This window comes from Rhodococcus sp. WB9 (assembly GCF_007558985.1).
Taxonomy (GTDB): Bacteria; Actinomycetota; Actinomycetes; order Mycobacteriales; family Mycobacteriaceae; genus Rhodococcus_F; species Rhodococcus_F opacus.
Genome location: NZ_CP041769.1, coordinates 6,585,575 through 6,606,380 on the forward strand (window position 1 = coordinate 6,585,575; position 20,806 = coordinate 6,606,380).

At 67.7% G+C, this 20,806-nt stretch carries 15 protein-coding genes; 4 read left to right on the forward strand and 11 right to left on the reverse strand.

Annotation, left to right across the window (positions count from 1 at the left end; translation table 11 throughout):
- The first annotated feature begins 45 nt into the window (after positions 1 to 45).
- Complete coding sequence (locus tag FND50_RS30730; protein ID WP_144288208.1) at positions 46 to 783, forward strand: PadR family transcriptional regulator; 738 nt, start codon at positions 46 to 48, stop codon at positions 781 to 783.
- Here FND50_RS30730 and FND50_RS30735 read toward each other — a convergent pair.
- The 5 genes from FND50_RS30735 to FND50_RS30755 form a co-directional block, all read right to left on the reverse strand.
- On the reverse strand, positions 780 to 1,733 hold the full coding sequence (locus FND50_RS30735; RefSeq protein ID WP_144288209.1) for an alpha/beta hydrolase: 954 nt from the start codon (positions 1,731 to 1,733) through the stop codon (positions 780 to 782). The genes FND50_RS30730 and FND50_RS30735 overlap by 4 nt on opposite strands.
- A 19-nt stretch (positions 1,734 to 1,752) precedes the next feature.
- Entirely contained in the window at positions 1,753 to 2,544 is a 792-nt protein-coding gene (locus tag FND50_RS30740; RefSeq protein WP_144288210.1) for an IclR family transcriptional regulator, read from the reverse strand.
- Between the two features lie 170 nt (positions 2,545 to 2,714).
- Positions 2,715 to 3,620, reverse strand: coding sequence for a biphenyl-2,3-diol 1,2-dioxygenase (bphC, locus tag FND50_RS30745; RefSeq protein ID WP_144288211.1), 906 nt, complete (start codon positions 3,618 to 3,620; stop codon positions 2,715 to 2,717).
- 37 nt (positions 3,621 to 3,657) lie between these two features.
- Positions 3,658 to 4,839: an acyl-CoA dehydrogenase family protein gene (locus FND50_RS30750; RefSeq protein ID WP_144288212.1), complete on the reverse strand. Its 1,182-nt coding sequence runs from the start codon at positions 4,837 to 4,839 to the stop codon at positions 3,658 to 3,660.
- Between the two features lie 29 nt (positions 4,840 to 4,868).
- Entirely contained in the window at positions 4,869 to 6,029 is a 1,161-nt protein-coding gene (locus tag FND50_RS30755; RefSeq protein WP_144288213.1) for a Rieske 2Fe-2S domain-containing protein, read from the reverse strand.
- A 226-nt stretch (positions 6,030 to 6,255) separates the two neighbouring features.
- Here FND50_RS30755 and FND50_RS30760 point away from each other — a divergent pair, with 226 nt between their 5' ends.
- Entirely contained in the window at positions 6,256 to 6,762 is a 507-nt protein-coding gene (locus FND50_RS30760) for a hypothetical protein (RefSeq protein ID WP_144288214.1), read from the forward strand.
- A gap of 73 nt (positions 6,763 to 6,835) precedes the next feature.
- On the opposite strand, the gene FND50_RS30765 is transcribed toward FND50_RS30760, so the two are convergent.
- The 3 genes from FND50_RS30765 to FND50_RS30775 form a co-directional block, all read right to left on the reverse strand.
- Positions 6,836 to 8,458, reverse strand: coding sequence for an NAD(P)/FAD-dependent oxidoreductase (locus tag FND50_RS30765; protein WP_186301356.1), 1,623 nt, complete (start codon positions 8,456 to 8,458; stop codon positions 6,836 to 6,838).
- Positions 8,459 to 8,613: 155 nt separating this feature from the next.
- Positions 8,614 to 9,390, reverse strand: a complete 777-nt coding sequence (locus FND50_RS30770) for an RsiV family protein (protein ID WP_144288216.1) — start codon at positions 9,388 to 9,390, stop codon at positions 8,614 to 8,616.
- 31 nt (positions 9,391 to 9,421) lie between these two features.
- On the reverse strand, positions 9,422 to 13,948 hold the full coding sequence (locus FND50_RS30775; protein WP_144288217.1) for a non-ribosomal peptide synthetase: 4,527 nt from the start codon (positions 13,946 to 13,948) through the stop codon (positions 9,422 to 9,424).
- Positions 13,949 to 14,150: 202 nt separating this feature from the next.
- Here FND50_RS30775 and FND50_RS30780 point away from each other — a divergent pair, with 202 nt between their 5' ends.
- On the forward strand, positions 14,151 to 15,134 hold the full coding sequence (locus FND50_RS30780) for an LLM class F420-dependent oxidoreductase (RefSeq protein ID WP_007297606.1): 984 nt from the start codon (positions 14,151 to 14,153) through the stop codon (positions 15,132 to 15,134).
- Between the two features lie 109 nt (positions 15,135 to 15,243).
- Positions 15,244 to 16,248, forward strand: a complete 1,005-nt coding sequence (locus tag FND50_RS30785; RefSeq protein ID WP_007297605.1) for an LLM class flavin-dependent oxidoreductase — start codon at positions 15,244 to 15,246, stop codon at positions 16,246 to 16,248.
- Positions 16,249 to 16,282: 34 nt separating this feature from the next.
- Here the strand turns inward: FND50_RS30785 and FND50_RS30790 are convergent, their stop codons facing one another.
- From FND50_RS30790 to FND50_RS30800, 3 genes are all read right to left on the reverse strand, one after another.
- Positions 16,283 to 17,395, reverse strand: a complete 1,113-nt coding sequence (locus FND50_RS30790; protein ID WP_005258992.1) for an NDMA-dependent alcohol dehydrogenase — start codon at positions 17,393 to 17,395, stop codon at positions 16,283 to 16,285.
- A 25-nt stretch (positions 17,396 to 17,420) separates the two neighbouring features.
- The gene (locus FND50_RS30795) at positions 17,421 to 18,929 is read right to left on the reverse strand and encodes an aldehyde dehydrogenase family protein (protein WP_005251153.1); all 1,509 of its coding nucleotides are present in this window, start codon (positions 18,927 to 18,929) and stop codon (positions 17,421 to 17,423) included.
- A 116-nt stretch (positions 18,930 to 19,045) separates the two neighbouring features.
- Entirely contained in the window at positions 19,046 to 20,701 is a 1,656-nt protein-coding gene (locus tag FND50_RS30800) for a sigma-54-dependent Fis family transcriptional regulator (RefSeq protein WP_144288218.1), read from the reverse strand.
- Between the last annotated feature and the right edge of the window lie 105 nt (positions 20,702 to 20,806).

Sequence of the window (20,806 nt, forward strand, 5' to 3'; positions counted from 1 at the left end):
TTTCGCGCTGTCCGGCCGGCGGCGCACGGTTGATAGGCTCGGGAAATGCCATCGTCCGACCCCACACAGAGTTCCGGGTTCGCCGGCCTCCGCTCCACGAGCTGGCCGGTACTCGGCATCCTGTCGTTCGGCGAGGAGCTGTCCGGCTACGACCTGAAGAAGTGGGCGTCGTACAGTGTGCGGTTCTTCTACTGGAGCCCGTCCTTCAGCCAGGTGTACTCGGAGCTGAAGAAGCTCGAGGACCTGGGATACGTGACGTCGCGGACCGTCGTGGACGACGAGGCACGGGTGAAACCCAAGCGCCTGTACAAGATCACGGACGCGGGCATGGCCGTCATGCGCAGCTGGGCGCGGGAGGCGCCGATCGATCCGCCCGTTCTCAAGCACGGTGTGATGCTGCGCATGTGGCTCGGTCACCTCACCGAGCCGGAGCAGCTCAAAGATGCCCTGAAGGAGCACATCTCGTATGTGGAGGGGATGAGCAGGCAGGCAGCGCTCGACGCCCGCGATTCCGACGTCGAACCCACGTGGGCGTTCGCGCACATGGTCAACAAATGGTCCGAGCGCTACTACGCGGCCGAGAGCGAGCTCGCGAAGCAGATGCTCGCCGACATCGACGAGGCCGTCGAGCGGATGCACGGCGCAGGGACGCCGGAGCATCCCGGTGTGCCGAAACCGACCGCATCACATTCGATCCGGCGTTCCCGCGCAGCGCAGCAGGAGTACCAGGCCGCGATGAAGGCGGCACGGGACGCGGACGACGAGGCGGAGCGCGAAGACTAGTCGGACGGAGTCCGCACCGGTTCGGCCACCAGATTCCGGAGCCGAGGCCACAGCTCCCGCCGCGCGGTCTGCGCCGCGGCCAGCGCGTCGATCGTCAAGAATCCGTGGAACATTCCCTCCACCCGCCTGCCCTGCACGGGAACACCGGCGTCGGCGAGCGCCGCAGCGTACTTCTCCCCCTCGCACCTGAGGGGATCGCGTTCGGCGGTGAGCACGATCGCGGGTGGGAGCCCGCCGAGATCCTCCGCCCGGACCGGGGCGGCGTAGGCGGGTACGGTCTCGCGGTGCGTCGGCAGGTACTGATCCCAATACCATTGCATCGCAGAGCGGGTGAGGAAGTGATCCTCCGCGAATTCCTCGTAGGACTCGGTGTCGAAGACCGGTTCGATGACGGGGTAGATCAGTAGCTGTCCGGCAACCGCGGGGGCCTCCCGGTCCCGGGCGATCAGCGCCGCGACGGCCGCGAGGTTGCCCCCGCTGCTGTCGCCGGCGACGAGGAGCCGGTCCGGATCTCCGCCCAAAGCGCGGGCGTGCTGCGCGACCCAGCACGTCGCGGCGTAGGCGTCGTCCGCTGCGGCGGGCCACTGCGATTCCGGGGCGAGTCGGTAGTCGACGGAGACGACGACGGCCCCGATCCCGTTGCACATCGCGCGGCAGAAGCCGTCGTGACTGTCGAGGTCGCAGATCACGAACCCGCCGCCGTGGAAGAAGACGACGACGGGCAGGGACTCCGCGGGATCCTTCGCCGGCGAATAGATGCGTGCCGCAATCGGTCCGGCCCCGCCGGGGATCTCCCGATCGCGCACACTGCCGACCGGCTCGGGGTCGGCGACGGCCTTGCGTCCCGCCTTCGTCGCCGCCCGCGCCTGGGCGCCGGTCATGGTCTCCACCCGGGGAAAGTTCTCGTTCAGTCCCCGGAGGATGGTCTCGGCCTGCTCGTCGAGCGGCATTCGTGCTCCTTCACCCGCCTCAGGCGGTGTATCGGTCGGCGCGTCCGGCGGCCGGCGTCGCGGTCGACATGTAGTTGCGCCAGGTGCCCTTGGCGGACATGCGAATCGGTGCGGTCAGACGGTGATCGAGTTTGATCTGACTGCTGGGACCGCACACGGAGATGGCCGCGACCACGTTGTCCTCGGTGCCCACCGGCACGGCGACGCAGCTGACGCCGACGAGATCCTCTTCCCGGTCGTAGGCCGCTCCGCGTTCGCGGGTCTTCTGCAACTCGGTGCGGAACGCCGCGGGTGAGTCGATGCTGAAACGTGTGCTGCGGGGCAGACCCGCTTCGACGACGCGGTCGACCACGGACTCGGGCGAATGGGCCAGCAGTACCTTGCCGACACTCGTACAGTGCGCGGGCTGGCGGCCGCCGACGCGGGACGGCAACCCGACGCCGAACCGTCCGGCGATCTTCTCCAGATAGACGACGTCGATTCCCTCGAGTACCGCGAGGTGCACGGCGTGCCCGGTGAGCCGGTGGAGTTCGTGCAGGAACGGCAGGGCGGCCCGGTGCAGACGGTCCTGGTGCACGGCCAGCGACCCGAGTTCGAACAGTCGCATCCCGAGTTCGTAGTCCCGGCCTTCCCGGCGGAGCCACCGCAGCTGGACGAGACGTTCGAGCATCCGGTGCGCGGAGGAGCGCGGAAGCCCCGTGCGGCGCACGATCTGCGCGAGCGTGAGCCTGCCCGGGCCGTCGAACGCGTCGAGGAGAAGGGCGGCGCGATCGAGGCCGGCGGTGGGGGTGGGGCTGAGTGTCGTCGTCATGGGGACCTCCGTAGCGGCGCTGCTCGGTGCGGCGACGCGGTGTGTGACTGGCGACACTTACTATAAATAGGCATATACCTATTTGCAATAGTGCTGGTCGAACGGCCCCGAACAGCCCAAAGGCCCGGCACATGCATCGAGTGGATGCGTGCACCGGGCCCGGACACCCGTCACATGGCCGCCAGCGGCTCGCTTCCGGACCAGTCGTGGCCCCAGTAGCTGTCGGCGGTGATCTCCTCCGCGGAGTAGTACTTCTCGTCCACCTTCATCCCCTCGGTGCCGAACTCGATGTCCCAGCCGCCGGGGGCACGCACGTAGAACGACACCATCTTGTCGTTGGTGTGGCGGCCGAGGGTCGAGGAGACCGAGAACCCGTCCTTGACGACGCGGTCGAGAGCCTGGCCGACGGCGTCGAGCGTGTCGACCTCCACCATGATGTGCACCAGTCCCGGTGCACCGCCGTGCGGTGCCGGGCACAGCGCCAGGCTGTGGTGCCGCTCGTTGACACCCAGGAAGCGCACCCGCATCGGACCGAACTCCGGCGGTGCCGGGATGCGGAAGGCGCCGCGGGGCAGGAAGCCGAGCACCTCGGTGTAGAAGTCGAACGCGCCGCCGAAATCCATCACCGGCAGCACCACGTGGCCGAGACCCTGCGCCCCCGTGACGAACTTCGCGCCGAACGGGGTCACCACCGGGCTGTGGTCGAGGACGGCGCCGTGGAAGATCTCGATCGTCGCACCGGTCGGATCCTGGAACGTGACGACCTCTTCGACGCGGCGGGCGTCGGCCTCTTCCACCGACAGCGGTTTGACGGCGATCCCGGCACCCTCGACCGCCTCCTGGACGCGGACCAGACCTGCATGGTCGCGGACCTCCCACCCGATGGTGACGACCTCGTCCGTCTCGCCCGGCACGATCACGATGCGGGCCGCGCGCTCGTCCATCCGGAGGTACAGGGCGTCCTCGTCCGGGCCCGTGCCCTGGGCGAATCCGAGCACGTCGAAAGCGAACGTGCGCCACCGCTCCAGGTCGGTGGTCTGGATCTTGACGTAGCCAAGCCCCTTGATGTCTGTCATGTGTTGTCCTTCTGCTGTTTTCGAGGTCCGACGGCGGTCAGATCATCGACTTGAGGTTGTCGGCCGGGTCGAGGCCGAGCGAGCTGAGCGCGGAGGCGTGGTAGACGGTGCTCGGCACGTGGATGGCGTGCGCCAGGCCGGCGTGCGCGTCCCGCCAGTACCGCTGCAGCGGCTTGTCCATGCGCAGCGCGTTGCCGCCGGAGCGGGCGAAGATCTGGTCGACGGCGGTGACCGCACGCCACGCGGCACGCACCTGCGTCCGGCGCCCGGCCGCACGGTCCTCGAACGTGACCTCCCTGCCCGACTCGACGAGGTCCCAGAACCTGTCGACGTTCGTGAGGAGTTCCTGGCGGGCGGCATTGATGTCGGCCGCGGCCTCGCCGACCGCGAAGAGCACGTAGGGGTCGTCCTTGATCGCGGTGCCCTGCGCGCCGACGCGGTCGCGCTGGTAGTCGAGGTGAGCGGCCAGAGCGCCCTCGGCGATTCCCACCACGGCGGAGGAGATTCCGAGCGGGAACATCGTCGACCACGGCATGTTGTACAGCGTCTCGGTGCGCCCGAACTTCCGCACCGCGGTGCCGTTCATGACCTCGTCGGCATCCATCACCCGGTAGTCCGGGACGAAGGCGTTCCGGACGACGATGTCCTTGGAACCGGTGCCCTTGAGCCCGACGACGTTCCACGAGTCCTCGACGATCTCGTAGTCGCTGCGCGGCAGGATCATGTGCAGCATCTTCGGCGGCAGGGCCATCGCGCCGTCCTTGTCGCCGAGCATCGCGCCGAGGAAGATCCAGTCGCAGTGATCGGTTCCCGACGAGAACTGCCAGCGACCGCTGAAGAGGTAGCCGCCGTCGACGGGCATCGCGATCCCGGTCGGGGCGTACGGCGAAGCCATCCAGGTGTCGGAGTCGGCCGCCCACACCTCGTCCTGCACCTTCGGGTCGGCGAACGCCAGCTGCCAGGGGTGCACGCCGACGATGCCGCACACCCAGCCCGTGGCCGGGTCGAGGGACGCCGCGGCCATCACCGTCTCCGCGAACTCGCGCGGATGAGCCTCGTAGCCGCCGTACTTGCCGGGCTGGAGAAGCTTGATCGGCCCGGCCTCACGGAGCTTCTTCGCCGTGTCGTCGGGCAGCCGTCCGATCCGCTCGGCCTCGGGCGCCTGATCGCGGAGCTGATCCGCGATCGCCATGATGTTGTCGAGAACCTCGTGGGTCATCTGTCGTGTCCTTCTTTTCGGAGCCGGGCTCAGGCGTTGGTGTCGAGCGGCACGACGCCGTTGGCGAGGTTGTCGGCAACCTCCGCCTCCCAGCTCTGCACCGCCCTGGTGGTGTCGATCTCGAATTCGAAGCGCTTGGTCATGTCGTCGGTGATGTCCTCGACGTCCACATAGAACTGCTGGTACCAGCGACGCAGCTGGTACACCGGCCCGTCCTCCTCCGACAGCAGCGGGTTGTCGATGCGCGACTTGTTCAGCCAGATGTCGACGTCCTGCTTGAACCCGAGTTCCACGCCCTCGGCGAACTGCGCCGCCATTCCGTTCGCCACCTCGTCGGACAGCCCCTCGGGCTTCTTCACCATGGCGCCCCACTGCAGGACGAACGAATTCGCGGTGACCGGGTAGTGACAGTTGATCAGCACCGTCTCGATCATCATGCCGTTCGCTTCGCTCCACAGCTTGTCGATCATGTAGGACGGGCCGAAGTACGAGGCGTCCGAGCGCAGCGTCGAATTGGGGTCGTCGTAGCTGGTGCCCACCGAGATGTCGTGGCGGGGTGTCGACTGCATGTACTGGGTGGCCACGTGCCCTTCGAAGACGTTCTTGAAGTAGCGCGGGAACGAGAAGTGGACGTAGTAGAAGTGCGCCATGTCGACCACGTTGTCGACAATCTCGCGGCAGTGCGAGCCCTCGACGAGCAGCGAATTCCAGGTCCATTCGCTCCATTCCGAGGAGCCGAATCCCTCGATCTCGGGAATCGTCACGTCGGCGGGCGGCGGGTTGCCCTGCGGGTCGTTCCAGACGTAGAGCTGCCCGTTGCGCTCGATGGTCGTCCAGGCCCGAGTCCGCGCCAGCGGCGGGACACGTCGCGCGTACGGGATCCCCGTGCACTTGCCGTTGCCGCCCCAGCGCCAGTCGTGGAACGGGCACGCGATGGAATCACCCTTCACGGTGCCGTGCGCCAGGTTGCCACCCATGTGACGGCAGTAGGCGTCGAGCACACTGAGGGTCCCGTCGGACGTCTCGAACACCACCAGCGACGTGCCGAACGCATCGATCTGATGCGGGGCGCCGTCCCTGAAGGTCTTCGCCAGACCCAGGCAATGCCACCCCCGCGCGAAACGCGTTGGTGCCGATCCCACTTCGATCATCCGGACTTCGTCGCCGTCAACGGCACTGTTGCGCGCCATGTCTACCTCCGCCTCGCTGTACGTCAAGAACACCCTCGGGGTGTGGTGTAGCTCATAGTCGGCGCGACGGGTCCGCAGCGGTACCCGACTCTCCCACTCAGCGAGAGGCTTTCGCATCCACCCACTTCGGCGGAACGTCGGCGTCCCGATCACAGGGACCACACCCCCCGTTCACAAGCCGCGGCGACTACCGTGCGGATCACATACCCGTGAATTGGGAGGAACGATGGCCGCACTCATCTCTTCGCAGCCGTGCACAGCGGAGGTTCGCCGGCTCTGCGCCGACGCCGTCCCGAGCGGGGTGGTCGTCGCACCCGAGCCGGGGGCGGCCGTCGAACAGGACTTCCTCCTGCTGCGACCGCACCGGACGTCGGACGACGCCCTGTCCGCGCAGGTCCGGAGGGTGGGCGACCACGACCTGCTCGTCCGGTTCCGCAACCGCGACGAGCAGCTGGTCTTCGAGTTCTGGACGAACAGCTTCACCGGGACCGTCACGCCCGACGACCAGACGGTGGACCTGCTGGAGCGCTACTGCGCCGAGCAGTTCCCCGGTGCCCTCCGCAGGTTCCGCACCCGCATCCGGCAGGCCGTGCCGTCCGGTGCGGACTTCACGTCGTCGCTTCGGCAGACGTACGTCCAGGACGGCACACGCATGGCGGACGTCGCCGTCACGTGCACGCGGGACGGTGACGTGCTCGCGCAGGCGTGGGCCACGTACGCACTCCCCGACTGAACTCGCCCTGTTCTCCCACGAAATGGTCAGCCGCGCAGGCAATTACCTGCGCGGCTGATCAATGTCCGGGAAATTATCCCACCGGGTCGGCCAGCCTCGTCCTGGATCGGCTGAACTCGAAACCGCGGAACCCCTCCTCCGCGACGTCCGCGCAGATCCGCCCGTACGCGCCGAAGCCCCCGAGGTACGGCATGAACACGCGGGGCTTGCCCGGAATGTTGGCGCCCATGTACCAGGAGTTCGCCAACGGGAACAGGGTCTGCGCTGCGAGCTCACGGCAGTGCTCCACCCACTGCTCGGTGGCGGGGACGGACGCCTCGATCGCGTCGTGGCCCTTCTCCCACAGGTGCTCGATGCAGTCCGCGATCCAGTCGACGTGCTGTTCGGCGCCGAGCACCATGTTCGCCAGCACGGACGGGCTGCCCGGTCCCGTCACGACGAACAGGTTCGGGAACCCCGGAACACCCAGACCGAGATAGGTTTTCGGTCCCTCACTCCAGTACTCGGAAAGCGACACACCGCCGCGCCCGACGATCCGCATGCGGTCGAGGGCGCCGGTCATGGCGTCGAATCCGGTGGCGAACACCAGCGTGTCCAAGGCGTAGTCGGCGTCGGCGGTGGTGATCCCCGACGGGCTGATCGATTCGATCGGCGCCGCCCTCAGATCCACCAGGGTGACGTTCGGCCGGTTGTACGTTTCGAAGTAGTGGGTGTCGGTGACGATCCGCTTGGTCCCGATCGGGTGATCGTTCGGGATCAGCTTGTCCGCGACGGCGGGGTCGTCGACGAGCAGGCGGATCTTCTCCTCGGCGAACTGGCGTGCCGTCGCGTTCGCGGCCTCGGTCTTCGTCTGGTCCGGAAAGGTTTTCGCGAACAGCACCCCGCCGAGCTTCCATCGCGTCTCATAGGCCTCGCGACGTTCCTCGTCGGAGACCTCCAGCGCGGACTTCGGATGCGCGTTGTACGGGGAACCGCCACCGCTCTCCCGGGACAGCCGTCGGCGCTCGTCGTATCCCGCCTTGATCGCGCGCCGCATCTCGTCGTCCCACGTCTGGTTGCCCGCCGGGACGCTGTAGTTGGCGCTGCGCTGGAACACGTACAGGTGCTCGGCCTGCTCGGCGATGAGGGGAATCGACTGAATTCCCGAGGAACCGGTGCCGATGATCCCGACCCGTCTGCCGGTGAAGTCGACACCCTCGTGCGGCCACTGACCGGTGTGATGGGTGTCGCCGGTGAACGATTCGCGGCCCGGGATGTTCGGCGTGTTCGCGGTGGACAGCGCACCGGTCGCGAAGATGCAGTACCGGGCGGACAGGACGTCGCCGCGGTCGGTGCGCACCTCCCACCGGAGCGTCTCCTCGTCCAGTTCCGCGGAGGTCACCCGGGTACCGAACAGGAATCGGTCACGCAGGTCGAACCGGTCCGCGACGTGATTGATGTATGCCAGGATCTCGGGCTGGGTGGCGTACTTCTCGCTCCAATCCCACTCCTGCTCGAGTTCCCGCGAGAACGAGTACGAGTAGTCGACGCTTTCCACGTCGCACCGGGCGCCGGGATAGCGGTTCCAGAACCACGTTCCGCCGACGCCTCCCGCCGCCTCCACACCCTGGACGGTCAGACCCAGGCTCCGCAACTTGTGGACGGCATACAGACCAGCGAATCCCGCGCCGACGACAACCGCGTCCACGTCGCCGATCCGATTCGCACGAGCATCAACTTCGGTGCGTGCACTCACGGGCGCGCTCCTCTCCCATTCGACAGACACATTCGGCAGCAAAGGCCTGTCTGGGACGGTAGGTCGCGGCACCGGGACAGCCACAGGTTCGTTCCCGGTGAGCGGTCGGGCAGCGCCTAACTCGACACGACGGGAGCGAGATCGGGGTCGATCACGTCGGCCAGGGCGTCCCACGGCACGGTGACGGTGACGAGTCCGATGGCGTGCGGTCCCACCTGGTAATCGTTGAAATGGATCTCCATGCCTGCCGGGGTGGCCAGCCAGTTGGCGAAGTTCGCCTCGGTCGGTTCGATGCCGCTGCGCTCGAAATCCGGTCCCGCGACCGTCGCGGGGAGCAGACGCGCGGATTCGTCCGACAGCGCCTGCAAGCCCGCCGGCAGGTCGGGGAAGAGATCGGCGAGCGTGATCGGCGCGGCTGTATCGGCATTCACCACCACCGTCGCGACGATCGGGGTGGGATGCGCACCGGGCGGATCGGCATTCCACGACGTCACCAGCAGACCGCTGATCACATGCTCGCCGATGTGCGCGACGCTGTGCTCCTGGCTGCTCAGCGTGAAGGCGTCGGTGCCCGAGCCGTCGATCTGGTCCTGGAGTGCGGCCCGCATCGATTCGTTGAACTCGGCGGTGACCGCCGGATTTCCACCCTCGATCTGCGGGATGAGGACGTCGTAGCCGACACGGCCGGTGAAACCCGTGACCTGCAACTCCGTCTCCGTGTACGGCAGGCTCGCGGGTGTGGTCGCCTCGGCGCTGGACGTATCCGCGGCGGACACGGTCGTCGTTGTCGACGGCTCGCTCACTGCGGTGCCGGCTTGGTCGGAGCAGGCGGCCAGTGCGAGGACGACCGCGACGAGCGCCGCTGCCCGACCAGATCTCCGGATGCCGCTCATGAGCTATCTCTACCACGTCGATTCCGCGGGGTCACCTACCGATCGGGTCGACGATGGTGTGCAGCGTGTCGACGAAACCCTGTGCGGTGGATGCGTCGTAGAGGTCGGCGGAATACACCAGTTCGGCATCGATACCGTCGGGCCGCCCGTCGACGTCGTGACGTTCGGTGAAGTGGAAATGCAGATCGCACTTGGCGATGTCGAGTGGACGGGGTGCGACCTCGAAGTCGAGCCCGGACACGTTCAGGGCTGCGGGAGCGAAGTTGTTCAGCGACAGCGCGACCTGGAACAGCGGGTGCAGGGACGGTGACCTCGGCGGATCGAGCACCTGGACGAGTCGCTCGAACTGCACGTCGGCGTTTGCCAGAGCGCGAAGCTCGACGCCGCGGGACCGATCGACGATGTCGCACAGCGTCATCGTCGGGTCCACCCGGGTGCGCAGAACCAGCGTGTTGACGAACATCCCCACCACGTCGTCGAGCGCCGGGTCTCCTCGGCCCGCGATCGGAGTTCCGATCGCGATGTCGGGGTCGCCGCTGACGCGGGCGAGCAGGACCGCCACTGCCGACCTGAGCGCCGTGAACAGGCTGGCGTGGTGCTCGTGCGCGGTGGCCAGCAGGCCTCGGTGCGCACGCTCGTCGAGCGAGAACGGAAGTCGTCCCGCTCGATAGGTCCACCGGTGCGGTCTGGGGCGATCGGTGGGCAGCGCAAGCTCCCCCCGAAGTCCCGACAGTTCCTTCGTCCAGTGGGCGATCTGCCGGGACGCGACACTGTCCGGGTCGTTCTCGTCGCCGAGCAAGGCCCGACGCCACACCGTGTAGTCGGCGTAGTGCACGACCGGGGGCTCCCACTCGGGCTCACTGCCGGTCGACCGGGCACGGTAGGAGTCGGCGAGATCTCGTGCCAAGGGTGCGAGCGACCAGCCGTCGGCCGCGATGTGGTGGACGACGCAGGCCAGAAGGTGGTCGCCGTCGCCGAGCCGGAACAGCCGGGCACGCAGAGGAGGCTCGCGCCGCACGTCGAATCCCGCGGACAACAGTTCCGACGTCTGTGCTTCCACGTCCGCGGCGCCGGTCTCGACCGGAGTCAGGTCGGGCAGCGCATCGGCCACGTCGAGCACATGCTGGTACGGGCCCGACGGCGAGTCGGGAAACACCGTCCGCAGCGAACGATGCCGGCCCAGCACATCCGCCATCGCCGAGCGCAGCGCGTCGACGTCGAATCCGCCGCGCACTCGTACCGTGAACGGGATGTTGTGGAGAGCGGGTTCCACGACGGTGCGGTCGATGAAGTACTGCGACGGGGACAGCGGCACCAGGTCCGGCAGTGGTGCGGCGCCCAACGTCGGCCCGTGGGGGCGCCCCGCGTTCTGCGGGTGTGCGCCGGCCTCCGCGATCGTCCGTGCGAGTGCCGCGACCGTCGGTGCGTCGAAGAGTTCGCGCACGCCCAGCGTGGTGCCCAACTCGGCGTTGATCGTCGCGACCACCCGGATGGCCGACAGTGAATCGCCGCTGAGATCGAAGAAGGAATCGTCGGCGCCGACCGAATCCACGCCGAGCACCTGGGCGAATACCCGCGCGACGCGGCGCTCGGCCGGGGTCTCGGGGTCACGATGAAGCACCGAATCCGAGCCGAACTCCGGCAGCGGGAGCGCCGCCCGGTCGAGCTTTCCCGTCGGAGTCAACGGGATCGAGTTCACGAGCATGATCGATTTCGGAACCATGTATTCCGGCAGGAACCGTGCCAGGTGCGCCTTCAACGCTTCGCGATCGATCGACGCGTCCCCGTCGGCCATGATGTAGGACACCAGGTTCGGGTCGCCGGCCGGATTCCGTTGCACCACCGTCGCGGCGAAGGCGACGCCCGGATGCGTGTTCAGCGTGGCGTTGATCTCGCCCAGCTCCACACGGAACCCTCGGATCTTGATCTGGTCGTCCGCTCGGTCCAGGAACTCGAGCGTTCCTGCCGCCGTCCACCGCACCACGTCCCCGGTGCGGAACATCCGGGAGCCGCTGCGGCCGAACGGGTCGGCGACGAACCGGGCAGCGGTCAGCCCGTGCCGCCGATGGTAGCCGCGGGCGAGTGCCGGGGTGGCGAGGTACAGCTCACCGACAGCGCCCGGCGGAAGCGGACGTAGACGGCGATCCAGAACCACCGCGTCCACACCGCGCATCAGAGCGCCGATCGTCATCCGCTCGTCCGGTGACACCGGATCCGTGAGAGTGACGCTGCACGTCGTCTCCGTCGGACCGTACGCGTTCCGCATGGTCCGGCCGCCGGCCCACCGCCGCGCCAGCTCCTGCGGACACACCTCCCCTCCGACCAGCACCAACTCCAGTTCGTCCATCGCGCAGGGATCGATGGCGGCCAGGGCGGACGGCGTCATCAGGAGGTGAGTGACGTGTTCGTCGCGCAACAGTCGTGACAGTTCCTCACCGCCGAACACCCCGGGCGGGGTCACGACGAGCGTCGCGCCGCCGACACAGGCCGCGAGTACTTCGACGAGCGCGGTGTCGAAGCTCGGTGAGGCGAAATGCAGGACACGAGAACGCGCGGACAACGCGTACTTGTCCCGAATCTCCTGCACGAGGTTGGCGAGACCGCGATGGGTGACGACGACGCCCTTCGGCGCTCCCGTCGACCCGGACGTATAGATCAGATACGCGGGATGGTCCACGAGTAGCGGACGGGTCCGTTCCGCACCGGGGAGGGTTTCTTCACAGAGGTTTTCGAGGTCGTCGATATCCGTGGTCAGCCATGCGACGGTGCCGGGCAGTCGGGCGCGCTCCGTGCGGACGGTCAGCCCGACCGTCGCCCCGCAGTCGTCCAGGGTGTACGCGATGCGAGCGCTCGGGTGTGAGGGATCGATCGGAACGTAGGCCGCGCCGGCCTTCGCGACGGCCCACAACGCCAGCACCGACTCGAGCGACCGCGGGATGGAGACCGCGACGATGCTCTCGGGGCCGATGCCCCGGCCGGTCAGGACGCGGGCGAGCAGGCCGGCGAGCCGGTCCAGGTCGCCGTAGGACAGTTCCCGCCCGCGGTCGCGGATCGCGATCGCCCCCGGGGCGTCCGCGACGGTCCCCGCGAGGAGGCGGTCGAGTGTGATCGGGTCGGCATCCGGAAGTCCCTGCGCGGGAGCGAAATTTTCGCGCTCGCCGGCGAAGAAGACGTCGAGGTCGGCGACCGGTCGTTCCGACTCGAGCGATGCGGTGAACCGGTCGAGGTAGGCGAGGAAACGCGCGTGATGTCCGGTCAGTTCGGCGTGGTCGTACAGTGCCGGATTTCCCTCGAAGTCGATGCGGGCGGCACTGCCCTCGGCCCCGGGATAGATGTTGACGGCGAGGTCGGCGACGGGACCGGTGGTGAGCACCCGGACCGTCCCGTTCACGGCGCCGAGCGTGATCTCCTTCGTGAACATCATGACGTTGACCACCGGACCGAAATGCATGAGTTCGACACCACCCGTGGCGAGGTCCCGGCCGATGTCCTCGCGGCGGTAGCGTTGATGGCGTAGTGCCGCCGTCAACGCCGCCTCGGCGGTTCCGACCGCACGACGGACTGTGGCGGAACCGATCCCCCTCAACCGCAATGGGATCACATTGGACACCGAACCGCCCGAATACCTGAGGCGGGCCGTCGTTCTCGCCGACACCGGCAACGAGAGGACGACGTCGTCGACGCCGGTCATCCTGGCGAGGTAGGCGGCGAAGGCGGCGACCGTCACGGCCGTCGAATTCCGTGGGTTCCCGCTCGGGCTCGTGTGCCCGGTCGCCGTCCGGGCGTCGGTGCCGGGTCGCGCCGTGCGGCCGCTGAGGCTGAGGACCGAAGCCGGGTCGCCGCCGGTTTCGCGCCAGTAGTCGCGGTCGCGGGCGAACCGGGTGGAGGCACGGTAGGTCGCGTCTTCCCGCACGAGAGGTTCCGGTCCCACGATTCGGCTGTCCGGCGGTTCCCTGCCCTCGATGGCAGCGACATACAGTTCGGCCGTACGGCTCATCAGCATCATCGCGGCGTACCCGTCCGACACGATGTGGTGTGCGCGGGAGTACCAGTAATAATGATCGTCGCCCAGTTGCAGAATGTGCGAGACGAGGAGCGGTCCGTCGTACATGTCGGTGCGAGCGCTCCGATCGTTCCGCATCCAGCGGTGAGCAGCGTCGACCGGATCGTCCTCGCCGCGAAGGTCGGTGGTCGGCACCCGGTCGTCGACGGTCGGGTCCACGACCTGATGCGGCTGCCCGTCGATGTCCACCAGGCGCACCGACCCCCAGCCGAATTCGCGATTCGCGCGACGGGTGGCGTCACGCAGAACGGCGAGTTCGGCCGGACCGCGCAGATCTACGTAGTGGGCGATGACGTACGGGATCTCCGGTGTGAGCTGTTGCGCGAACCAGATGGACCGCTGCGCCGCGGTCAGCGGGAAGGCGCCCACCGTCGATCGCGTCGGGTGCCCGAGCGGGCGTTCCACGATGGCGACATCGGGCCGGACAAGCGTGGGCCTTTCCGGGCAGGCGCACGCCGTGCCACCGGATTGCTGCGAATCGAAATCGAAGTTCATCTTTCCCCCTCGGGCTGCTGCGCTCTGCACTCCATCACCCCACTGCGCAGAGTCGTCGCGGATGTCGGATCGGCGACTGCTGTGGCACCAATCAACAGCTTGCTCGACCCGCACCGCCTCCGCCAGGCACCCCAGGGTGCGCACCTACCCACCCTCGAATTCGGGGAGGTGCCCACGCCGACATCCGAGTAGCGTCGAACGGGTGACTATTCGCCTTGGATATCAGATGCCGAATTTCAGTTACTCCACCCCCGTCGCGGACCTGTTCCCGACCGTCGTCGCGCAGGCCCGCGAGGCCGAATCCGCGGGCTTCGACACCGCATTCGTGATGGACCACTTCTACCAACTGCCGGGTATCGGTGCGCCCGACGAACCGATGCTCGAGGCGTACACCGCCCTCGGCGCCCTCGCCACGGCCACCGACACCATCCAGCTGTCCGCCCTGGTCACCGGCAACACCTACCGGAACCCTCCCATGCTCGCCAAGGCGGTGACCACCCTGGACGTCGCCAGCGGCGGACGGGCCGTCCTCGGAATCGGCGCCGGCTGGTTCGAACTCGAGCACAAGCAGTACGGCTACGAGTTCGGCACGTTCACCGACCGATTCGAACGACTCGACGAGGCACTGCAGATCATCGCGCCGATGCTGCACGGCGAACGTCCGACGTTCGACGGCAAGTGGTATCACGTCGAGAACGCGATCAACGAGCCACGGATCCGCGACAACCTGCCGATCATGCTCGGAGGTGGCGGTGAGAAGAAGACGTTCGGTCTCGCCGCCCGGTTCGCGGACCACCTGAACATCATCTGCAACGCCCGCGAACTGCCGCGCAAGCTCGAGGCCCTCGATGCCCGGTGCTCGGAGATCGGTCGCGACCGGTCCACGCTGGAGACCAGCTACCTCGCCTTCGTCATCATCGACGAGGACGGCGACCGCGCCCGGCAGCTCCAGCACGACTTCCTGCTCACGCAGGGTGTCGACCTGTCGAAGGCGTCGGACGAGGAACGCGCCGCCGCCACCGACCGGCAGTTCTGCGGCGCCCCCGACGAGGTGGCCGAACAGCTGAAGGCCCGTGTCCTCGACGCAGGAATCGACGGCATCGTCCTCAATCTCGTCGCCAACGGGCACGAACCCGGCATCGTCGAACTCACCGGGCGCACGTTGCGTCCCCTCGTCGACGCCTGACCGTTCCGGTCGCCCGGAATACGCGCACTACCTCTGCGGTTGCACCCAGAGGTAGTGCGCGAGGCCAACCTCTCGCGCCTGTTCTTGGTGACGAAAGGTGACGAATCCCGTGAGCGCTGTTCTGTCGATTCTCGATCTGGCCTACATCCGCGAGGGCGACACGGCGCGGGACAGTTTCGATGCGAGCGTGAAGCTCGCGCAACTCGCGGAGACCCGCGGGTACCGCCGCATCTGGTACGCGGAGCACCACAACATGCCGTCGATCGGCTCATCCGCGACGAGCGTCCTCATCGCGCACGTCGCCGCGCACACCGAGAGCATCCGGCTCGGCGCCGGCGGCATCATGCTGCCGAACCACGCGCCGCTGACGATTGCGGAGCAGTTCGGCACCCTCGAGACACTGCACCCCGGTCGCATCGACCTCGGACTCGGACGCGCCCCCGGCAGTGATCAGAAGACGATGTATGCGCTGCGCCGCGACCCGGCGTCCGCGGACCGCTTCCCGCAGGACGTGCTGGAACTCCAGGCATACCTCCGCGGTGTGTCACGGGTTCCCGGCGTCGACGCGATCCCCGGCAAGGGTACGAACGTTCCCCTCTACATCCTCGGGTCCTCGACGTTCGGCGCACAGCTCGCCGCGAAGCTCGGACTCCCCTACGCCAACGCGTCCCACTTCTCCCCCGACTCGCTCGTCGACGCCGTCACGCTGTACCGGGAGCGGTTCGAGCCGTCCGAGGATCTGTCCGAGCCGTACGTCATCGCCGGCGTCAACGCCATCGCCGCGGACACCACCGAGGACGCGCACCGGCAGTTCGAAGCGTCCCTGCGGCGGCGGGTGGTGCAGATGGTCGGTCGCGGGCAGAAGTTCACCCCCGAGGAGGTCGACCTCATCATGACGTCCCCGGCGGGTCAGCAGGTCGCGCAGATGGTGCGCTACTCGGCCGTCGGCACCCCCACCGAGGTCAAGACGTACCTCGACGAATTCGCCGAGCACGCGCAGGCCGACGAGCTGATCGTCGCCTCCCATGCCGAGAACACCGAGTCCTGGCTGAAGACGTACGACCTGCTCGCCGACGTGTGGCGCGGAGCGCCCGTGCGCCTTTCTGGTAGCTAGCACAACCAGAAAGGCGCACGGGCGGCGAAGCCGCCTACTGCTGGTGGACGATTACGCCACGCAGGTTCTTTCCGTCCCGCAGATCCTGGTAGCCCTCGTTCACCTGCTCGAGCGTGTACTTGGTGGTGATCAGCTCGTCGAGCTTGAGCTGACCCGCGTCGTACAGGCGTAGCAGTCGGACGATGTCGTACTGCGGGTTGGCCGAGCCGAACAGCGAACCCTTGATCGTCTTTTGGTTCAGGGTCAGGTCGGTTCCCGAGATGTGCACGGTGAGCTTGGCGGGGTCGGCGAGGCCGGTGATGACGACGGTGCCGCCCTTGCCGATGACGGCGGTCGCGTTCTGCACCACCTCTTCGTCGACGGTGCCCACCAGGATGAGGGCCTGATCGGCGCCCTGTCCCCAGGTCAGTTCGTTGACCTTCTCCGCCGCGGTCGCGGCGTCCGCGAACGCGTGGGTGGCGCCGAACTTCAGCGCGGCCTCCCGCTTCATGGCCACCGGATCCACCACCACGACGTACTTGGCGCCGGCGCTGACCGCGCCCTGCACCGCGTTGATGCCGAGTCCGCCGATGCCGTAGATGACGACGGTGTCACCGGCGCGAACTCCGCCGGCGTACACCGCGGTGCCCCAACCGGACGGCACACCGCAGCCGACGAGGACGGCGGTCTCGAGCGGGAGCCAGTCGTCCACCTTCACCACCGAGTGCTGCGAGATGGTGGCGCGCTCCGCGAACGTGCCGAGCATGCACATGGCACCGAAATCCTGCTTGCCCGAGTGGAACCGGAACGATCCGTCGGGCATCGACCCCTCGAGGATCGTGGCGCCCATGTCACACAGGTTCTGGCGGCCGGTGGCACAGTACCGACACGTGCCGCAGTTCGGGATGAAGCTGCAGACCACGTGGTCGCCGGGCTTCACCTTGGTGACACCGGGGCCGACTTCCTCGATGATGCCGGAACCCTCGTGCCCGCCGACGATGGGGAAACGCGGCGGCAGATCGCCGTCGGTGAGGTGCAGGTCCGAGTGGCACAGGCCTGCCGCGACGTACTTGATGAGCACTTCTCCGGGACCCGGACCGTCCAGATCGAGTTCGATGATCTCGAACGGCTTGTGCGTCTCGAACAGAACCGCTGCTTTGGTCTTCATGTCTTCTCTCCTCGTTGAGTGACGGTCAGAGTGCGATGTTGACGGCTTTGGTCTGGGTGTAGAGATCGATGGCGGTCGCCCCGAGCTCACGTCCCCAACCGGACTGCTTGTACCCGCCGAACGGCATGGCGGTGTCGAACCCGTTGTACTGGTTGATCCACACCGAACCGGCCTTGAGCTGACGGGCCGTGAGGTGGGCCTTGGACAGGTCCTTGGTCCAGATTCCGGCGGCGAGGCCGTAGATGCTGCTGTTCGCCGCCTTTGCGACTCCCTCCTCTGCGTTGAACGGGAGCGCTGCGACGACGGGGCCGAAGATCTCCTCCTCGACGATGCTGAACTCGGGCTTCACGTCCACGAACACCGTCGGCTCGACGTAGAAGCCGGTGTCGCCCCAGCGCTTTCCGCCGGTGAGGGCGCGGGCGCCGTCGGCGAGTCCGGCGGCCAGGTAGCCGGTGACCTTGTCGAACTGTTCCTGCGACACCAGCGGTCCGAGTTGGGTGGTGGGGTCGAGTCCGGGGCCGATCTTGACCTGGCCGGCGGCCTCGGCGACCGCTGCGGTGAAGTCGTCGAAGATGCTGTCCTCGACGAACATCCGGGTGCCGGCGACGCAGCACTGGCCGTGGTTGAACAGCCAGGCGTTGAGCGATCCGGTGACGGCGGCGTCGAAGTCCGCATCCGCGAACACGACGTTGGCGCTCTTGCCGCCGAGTTCGAGCGACACCTTCTTCAGGTTGCCCCTGGCGGCGTCGACGATCTTCTTCCCGACCTCGGTGGAGCCGGTGAACGCGATCTTGTCGACGTCGTCGTGGGCCGACAGTGCCGCGCCCGCGTCTCCGTAGCCGGTGACGATGTTGACGACGCCGGGCGGGAAGCCGGCTTCCTCGAACACCTCGCCGAGCAGGATCGCGGTGAGCGGGGTCTGCTCCGCGGGCTTGAGGATCACCGTGTTGCCTGCGGCGAGCGCGGGGGCCAGCTTGAATGCGGCCATCAGCAACGGGAAGTTCCAGGGAACGATCAGACCGCAGACGCCGACGGGTTCGCGCAGCGTGTACGCATGGAACTGGCCACCGGGGACGAACGGCATGCTCACGTTGACCGTGCTGCCCTCGATCTTGGTGGCCCAGCCCGCGAAGTAGCGGAAGATGTCGGCCGACCAGGCGACGTCGACAGCCGCGGCGATGCCCGCCGACTTGCCGTTGTCCAGGGCCTCGAGCTGGCCGAATTCCTCGGCGCGCTCCGAGAGGATGTCGCCGACCCGCCAGATCAGCCGTTCCCGCTCGTTGGGCTTCATGGTCGCCCACGGGCCCTCGTCGAATGCCGTGCGAGCGGCCCGGACCGCGCGGTCGACGTCTTCGGCGCCACCGCGCGCGACGGTGGTCAGCACCTGCCCGGTGGCCGGGTCGATCGTCTCGAACGTCTCGCCGCTCGCCGATTCCACCCACTGCCCTCCGACGAGGAATCGCTTGGTGCCGGACAGAAAGTTCCGTACCGACGGCAGGAGTTCCGCTTGGCTGGGTTCGATCGTCGCTGTCATCAAAACCTCCGAAGTTGTGAATGTGACGTGGCTCATAGTGCACTGGTTGCCATATCACTAACTGTCCTGACTTCGGACACCTCCGGACGGTCGCGGAACGGTGGATGAAACTGCAGCTAGACGGTGATATCGAGGGCTCGGATCCGGACGTAGAGCGTGCTGCGGCTGATGCCGAGCGCGGCCGCGGCGTGTACCTTGTTGCCGCCGCATTCCTGCAGTGCGTCGACGATGGCCTGGCGTTCGGCGCGCTCGCGGCCGGCCAGCCGGGACACCCGCGTCGGCGTCCGATACTGGTCGGGCAGATCCGCGACAGCGATGTTCGCGCTGCTGCGTCTGCCCGCGGCGGCCTGCAGCACCACGGACAGTTCCGCGATGTTGCCCGGCCAGTCGCGGGCGATCAGAGCGTCGAGCGCGCTCGCCGTGAGCCGGAGACCGGGACGGACCGAATCGAGGATCCCCTGCGCTATGTCCGCGAATTCGCGGCTGCGTTGCCGCAGCGGCGGAAGCACTACCTGTCCGGGGCAGCGGCCCACCAGACCCGCCACGCCCGGCGGCAGGTCACCCAGAGGAGAACTCGTCATCACGATGCGTGGCCCCGCGTCGGCCGCCAGCATCTTCACGACCAGCGGCAGCATCGACTCGGGCAACAGTTGCACTTCCTCGATCACCAGGACCGCAGAGGGTCCCGCCGACAGCGAGAGAAGTCGATCGATCCAGGCCTCGGCGCCGTCGAGAGCGATGGCGGTGGCGTCCATACATACGAGCGACCGGTCGCCGGCCAGGTCGCGGACCGCCGTCGTCCTGCCGGTTCCCGGTTCGCCGCTGATCACCACCGGATCCCGGGTCCCGCGCAGCCGCGACAACTCCGACCTGCTGCGTTCGACGACGGAACTCGACGGGGACTTGCCGCGCCGGATGGGGGTGCTGGTCCGGCGGTCCGGCCGGACGACGAACACGGCCCCGCCGTCCGTGCCTGCCACGCGGTCGGCGCGGACCAACGCCGGTTCGCCCGAGGACAGTTGGATGCGCACCGTCTTCGACTGCTCCGGACGCAGGTCCGCGGCGAGCCCCCGCAGCGTCGCGTGATCGGACACCTGGAGCAGGTCGAGCGCCACCCGATTGCTGAGCAGGATGTCCTCGCCGATCGCGGTGACCGCCATCTGATTCTGCGGCGAGACCCGCTGAAACGCGTCCACGAGCCGCTGCTGAGACACCCGGGACCCTTCGAGCAGCCGTCGTTCGATGTCCCCCGCCGCGCGGGCCAGGAACGGGGCGAACAGCGGGTTGGCACGCGACGCGACGCCCGTCATGTCGAGGATGCCCTCGACGCGGCGCGTCACCGGATGCACGATCGGGTGTCCGTAACAGCTGAGGTCCTTGAACCGCTCGAGGTAATGCTCCTCGCCGTGGATCACGACTCCACGCCGGACCTCCATCGGAGTCCCCAGCGCGGTGGTCCCGACGCAGTCCTCGCCGAACCTCGACCCCAGCACCGCCCCGGCGCCGTCGATCAGACGCTCGAGTCGGGGGCCGTCGAAGAGCCGGGCGACGATGCGGCAGTCGCGGTCGGCGAGCAGAACACAGAATCCGGTGCCCCGGATCTGCTGGTTCATCTCGTCGAGGACGGGCCGGGCCGCCTGCAACAGCCGGCTGGACTTGTCCAGGTCGGAGCAGGAGTCACCGGTCGGCGTCGAACTCGGTTCCAGGCCGCTGAGCGCCGAACGCTTCCAGGACAACGCGATCTCCGGCCGCATCGCCGCGTGCCCGGTCATGCCGCCAAACTCCAACCTCGACTCCTTGCCGCGCGCGGGTCAGGTCGTGCACCGGTGCACGACTCACACCCGAACGTACCCACCCAGTGTGACCCACGCCATAGT

What these genes read in the sequence shown, in the direction of transcription:
- FND50_RS30790 (WP_005258992.1), bottom strand. Translation starts at nt 17,395, where the DNA reads ATGAAGACCAAAGCAGCGGTTCTGTTCGAGACGCACAAGCCGTTCGAG.
- FND50_RS30735 (WP_144288209.1), bottom strand. Translation starts at nt 1,733, where the DNA reads ATGCCGCTCGACGAGCAGGCCGAGACCATCCTCCGGGGACTGAACGAG.
- FND50_RS30795 (WP_005251153.1), bottom strand. Translation starts at nt 18,929, where the DNA reads ATGACAGCGACGATCGAACCCAGCCAAGCGGAACTCCTGCCGTCGGTA.
- FND50_RS30770 (WP_144288216.1), bottom strand. Translation starts at nt 9,390, where the DNA reads ATGAGCGGCATCCGGAGATCTGGTCGGGCAGCGGCGCTCGTCGCGGTC.
- FND50_RS30755 (WP_144288213.1), bottom strand. Translation starts at nt 6,029, where the DNA reads ATGGCGCGCAACAGTGCCGTTGACGGCGACGAAGTCCGGATGATCGAA.
- FND50_RS30775 (WP_144288217.1), bottom strand. Translation starts at nt 13,948, where the DNA reads ATGAACTTCGATTTCGATTCGCAGCAATCCGGTGGCACGGCGTGCGCC.
- FND50_RS30760 (WP_144288214.1), top strand. Translation starts at nt 6,256, where the DNA reads ATGGCCGCACTCATCTCTTCGCAGCCGTGCACAGCGGAGGTTCGCCGG.
- FND50_RS30750 (WP_144288212.1), bottom strand. Translation starts at nt 4,839, where the DNA reads ATGACCCACGAGGTTCTCGACAACATCATGGCGATCGCGGATCAGCTC.
- FND50_RS30740 (WP_144288210.1), bottom strand. Translation starts at nt 2,544, where the DNA reads ATGACGACGACACTCAGCCCCACCCCCACCGCCGGCCTCGATCGCGCC.
- FND50_RS30800 (WP_144288218.1), bottom strand. Translation starts at nt 20,701, where the DNA reads ATGACCGGGCACGCGGCGATGCGGCCGGAGATCGCGTTGTCCTGGAAG.
- FND50_RS30730 (WP_144288208.1), top strand. Translation starts at nt 46, where the DNA reads ATGCCATCGTCCGACCCCACACAGAGTTCCGGGTTCGCCGGCCTCCGC.
- bphC (WP_144288211.1), bottom strand. Translation starts at nt 3,620, where the DNA reads ATGACAGACATCAAGGGGCTTGGCTACGTCAAGATCCAGACCACCGAC.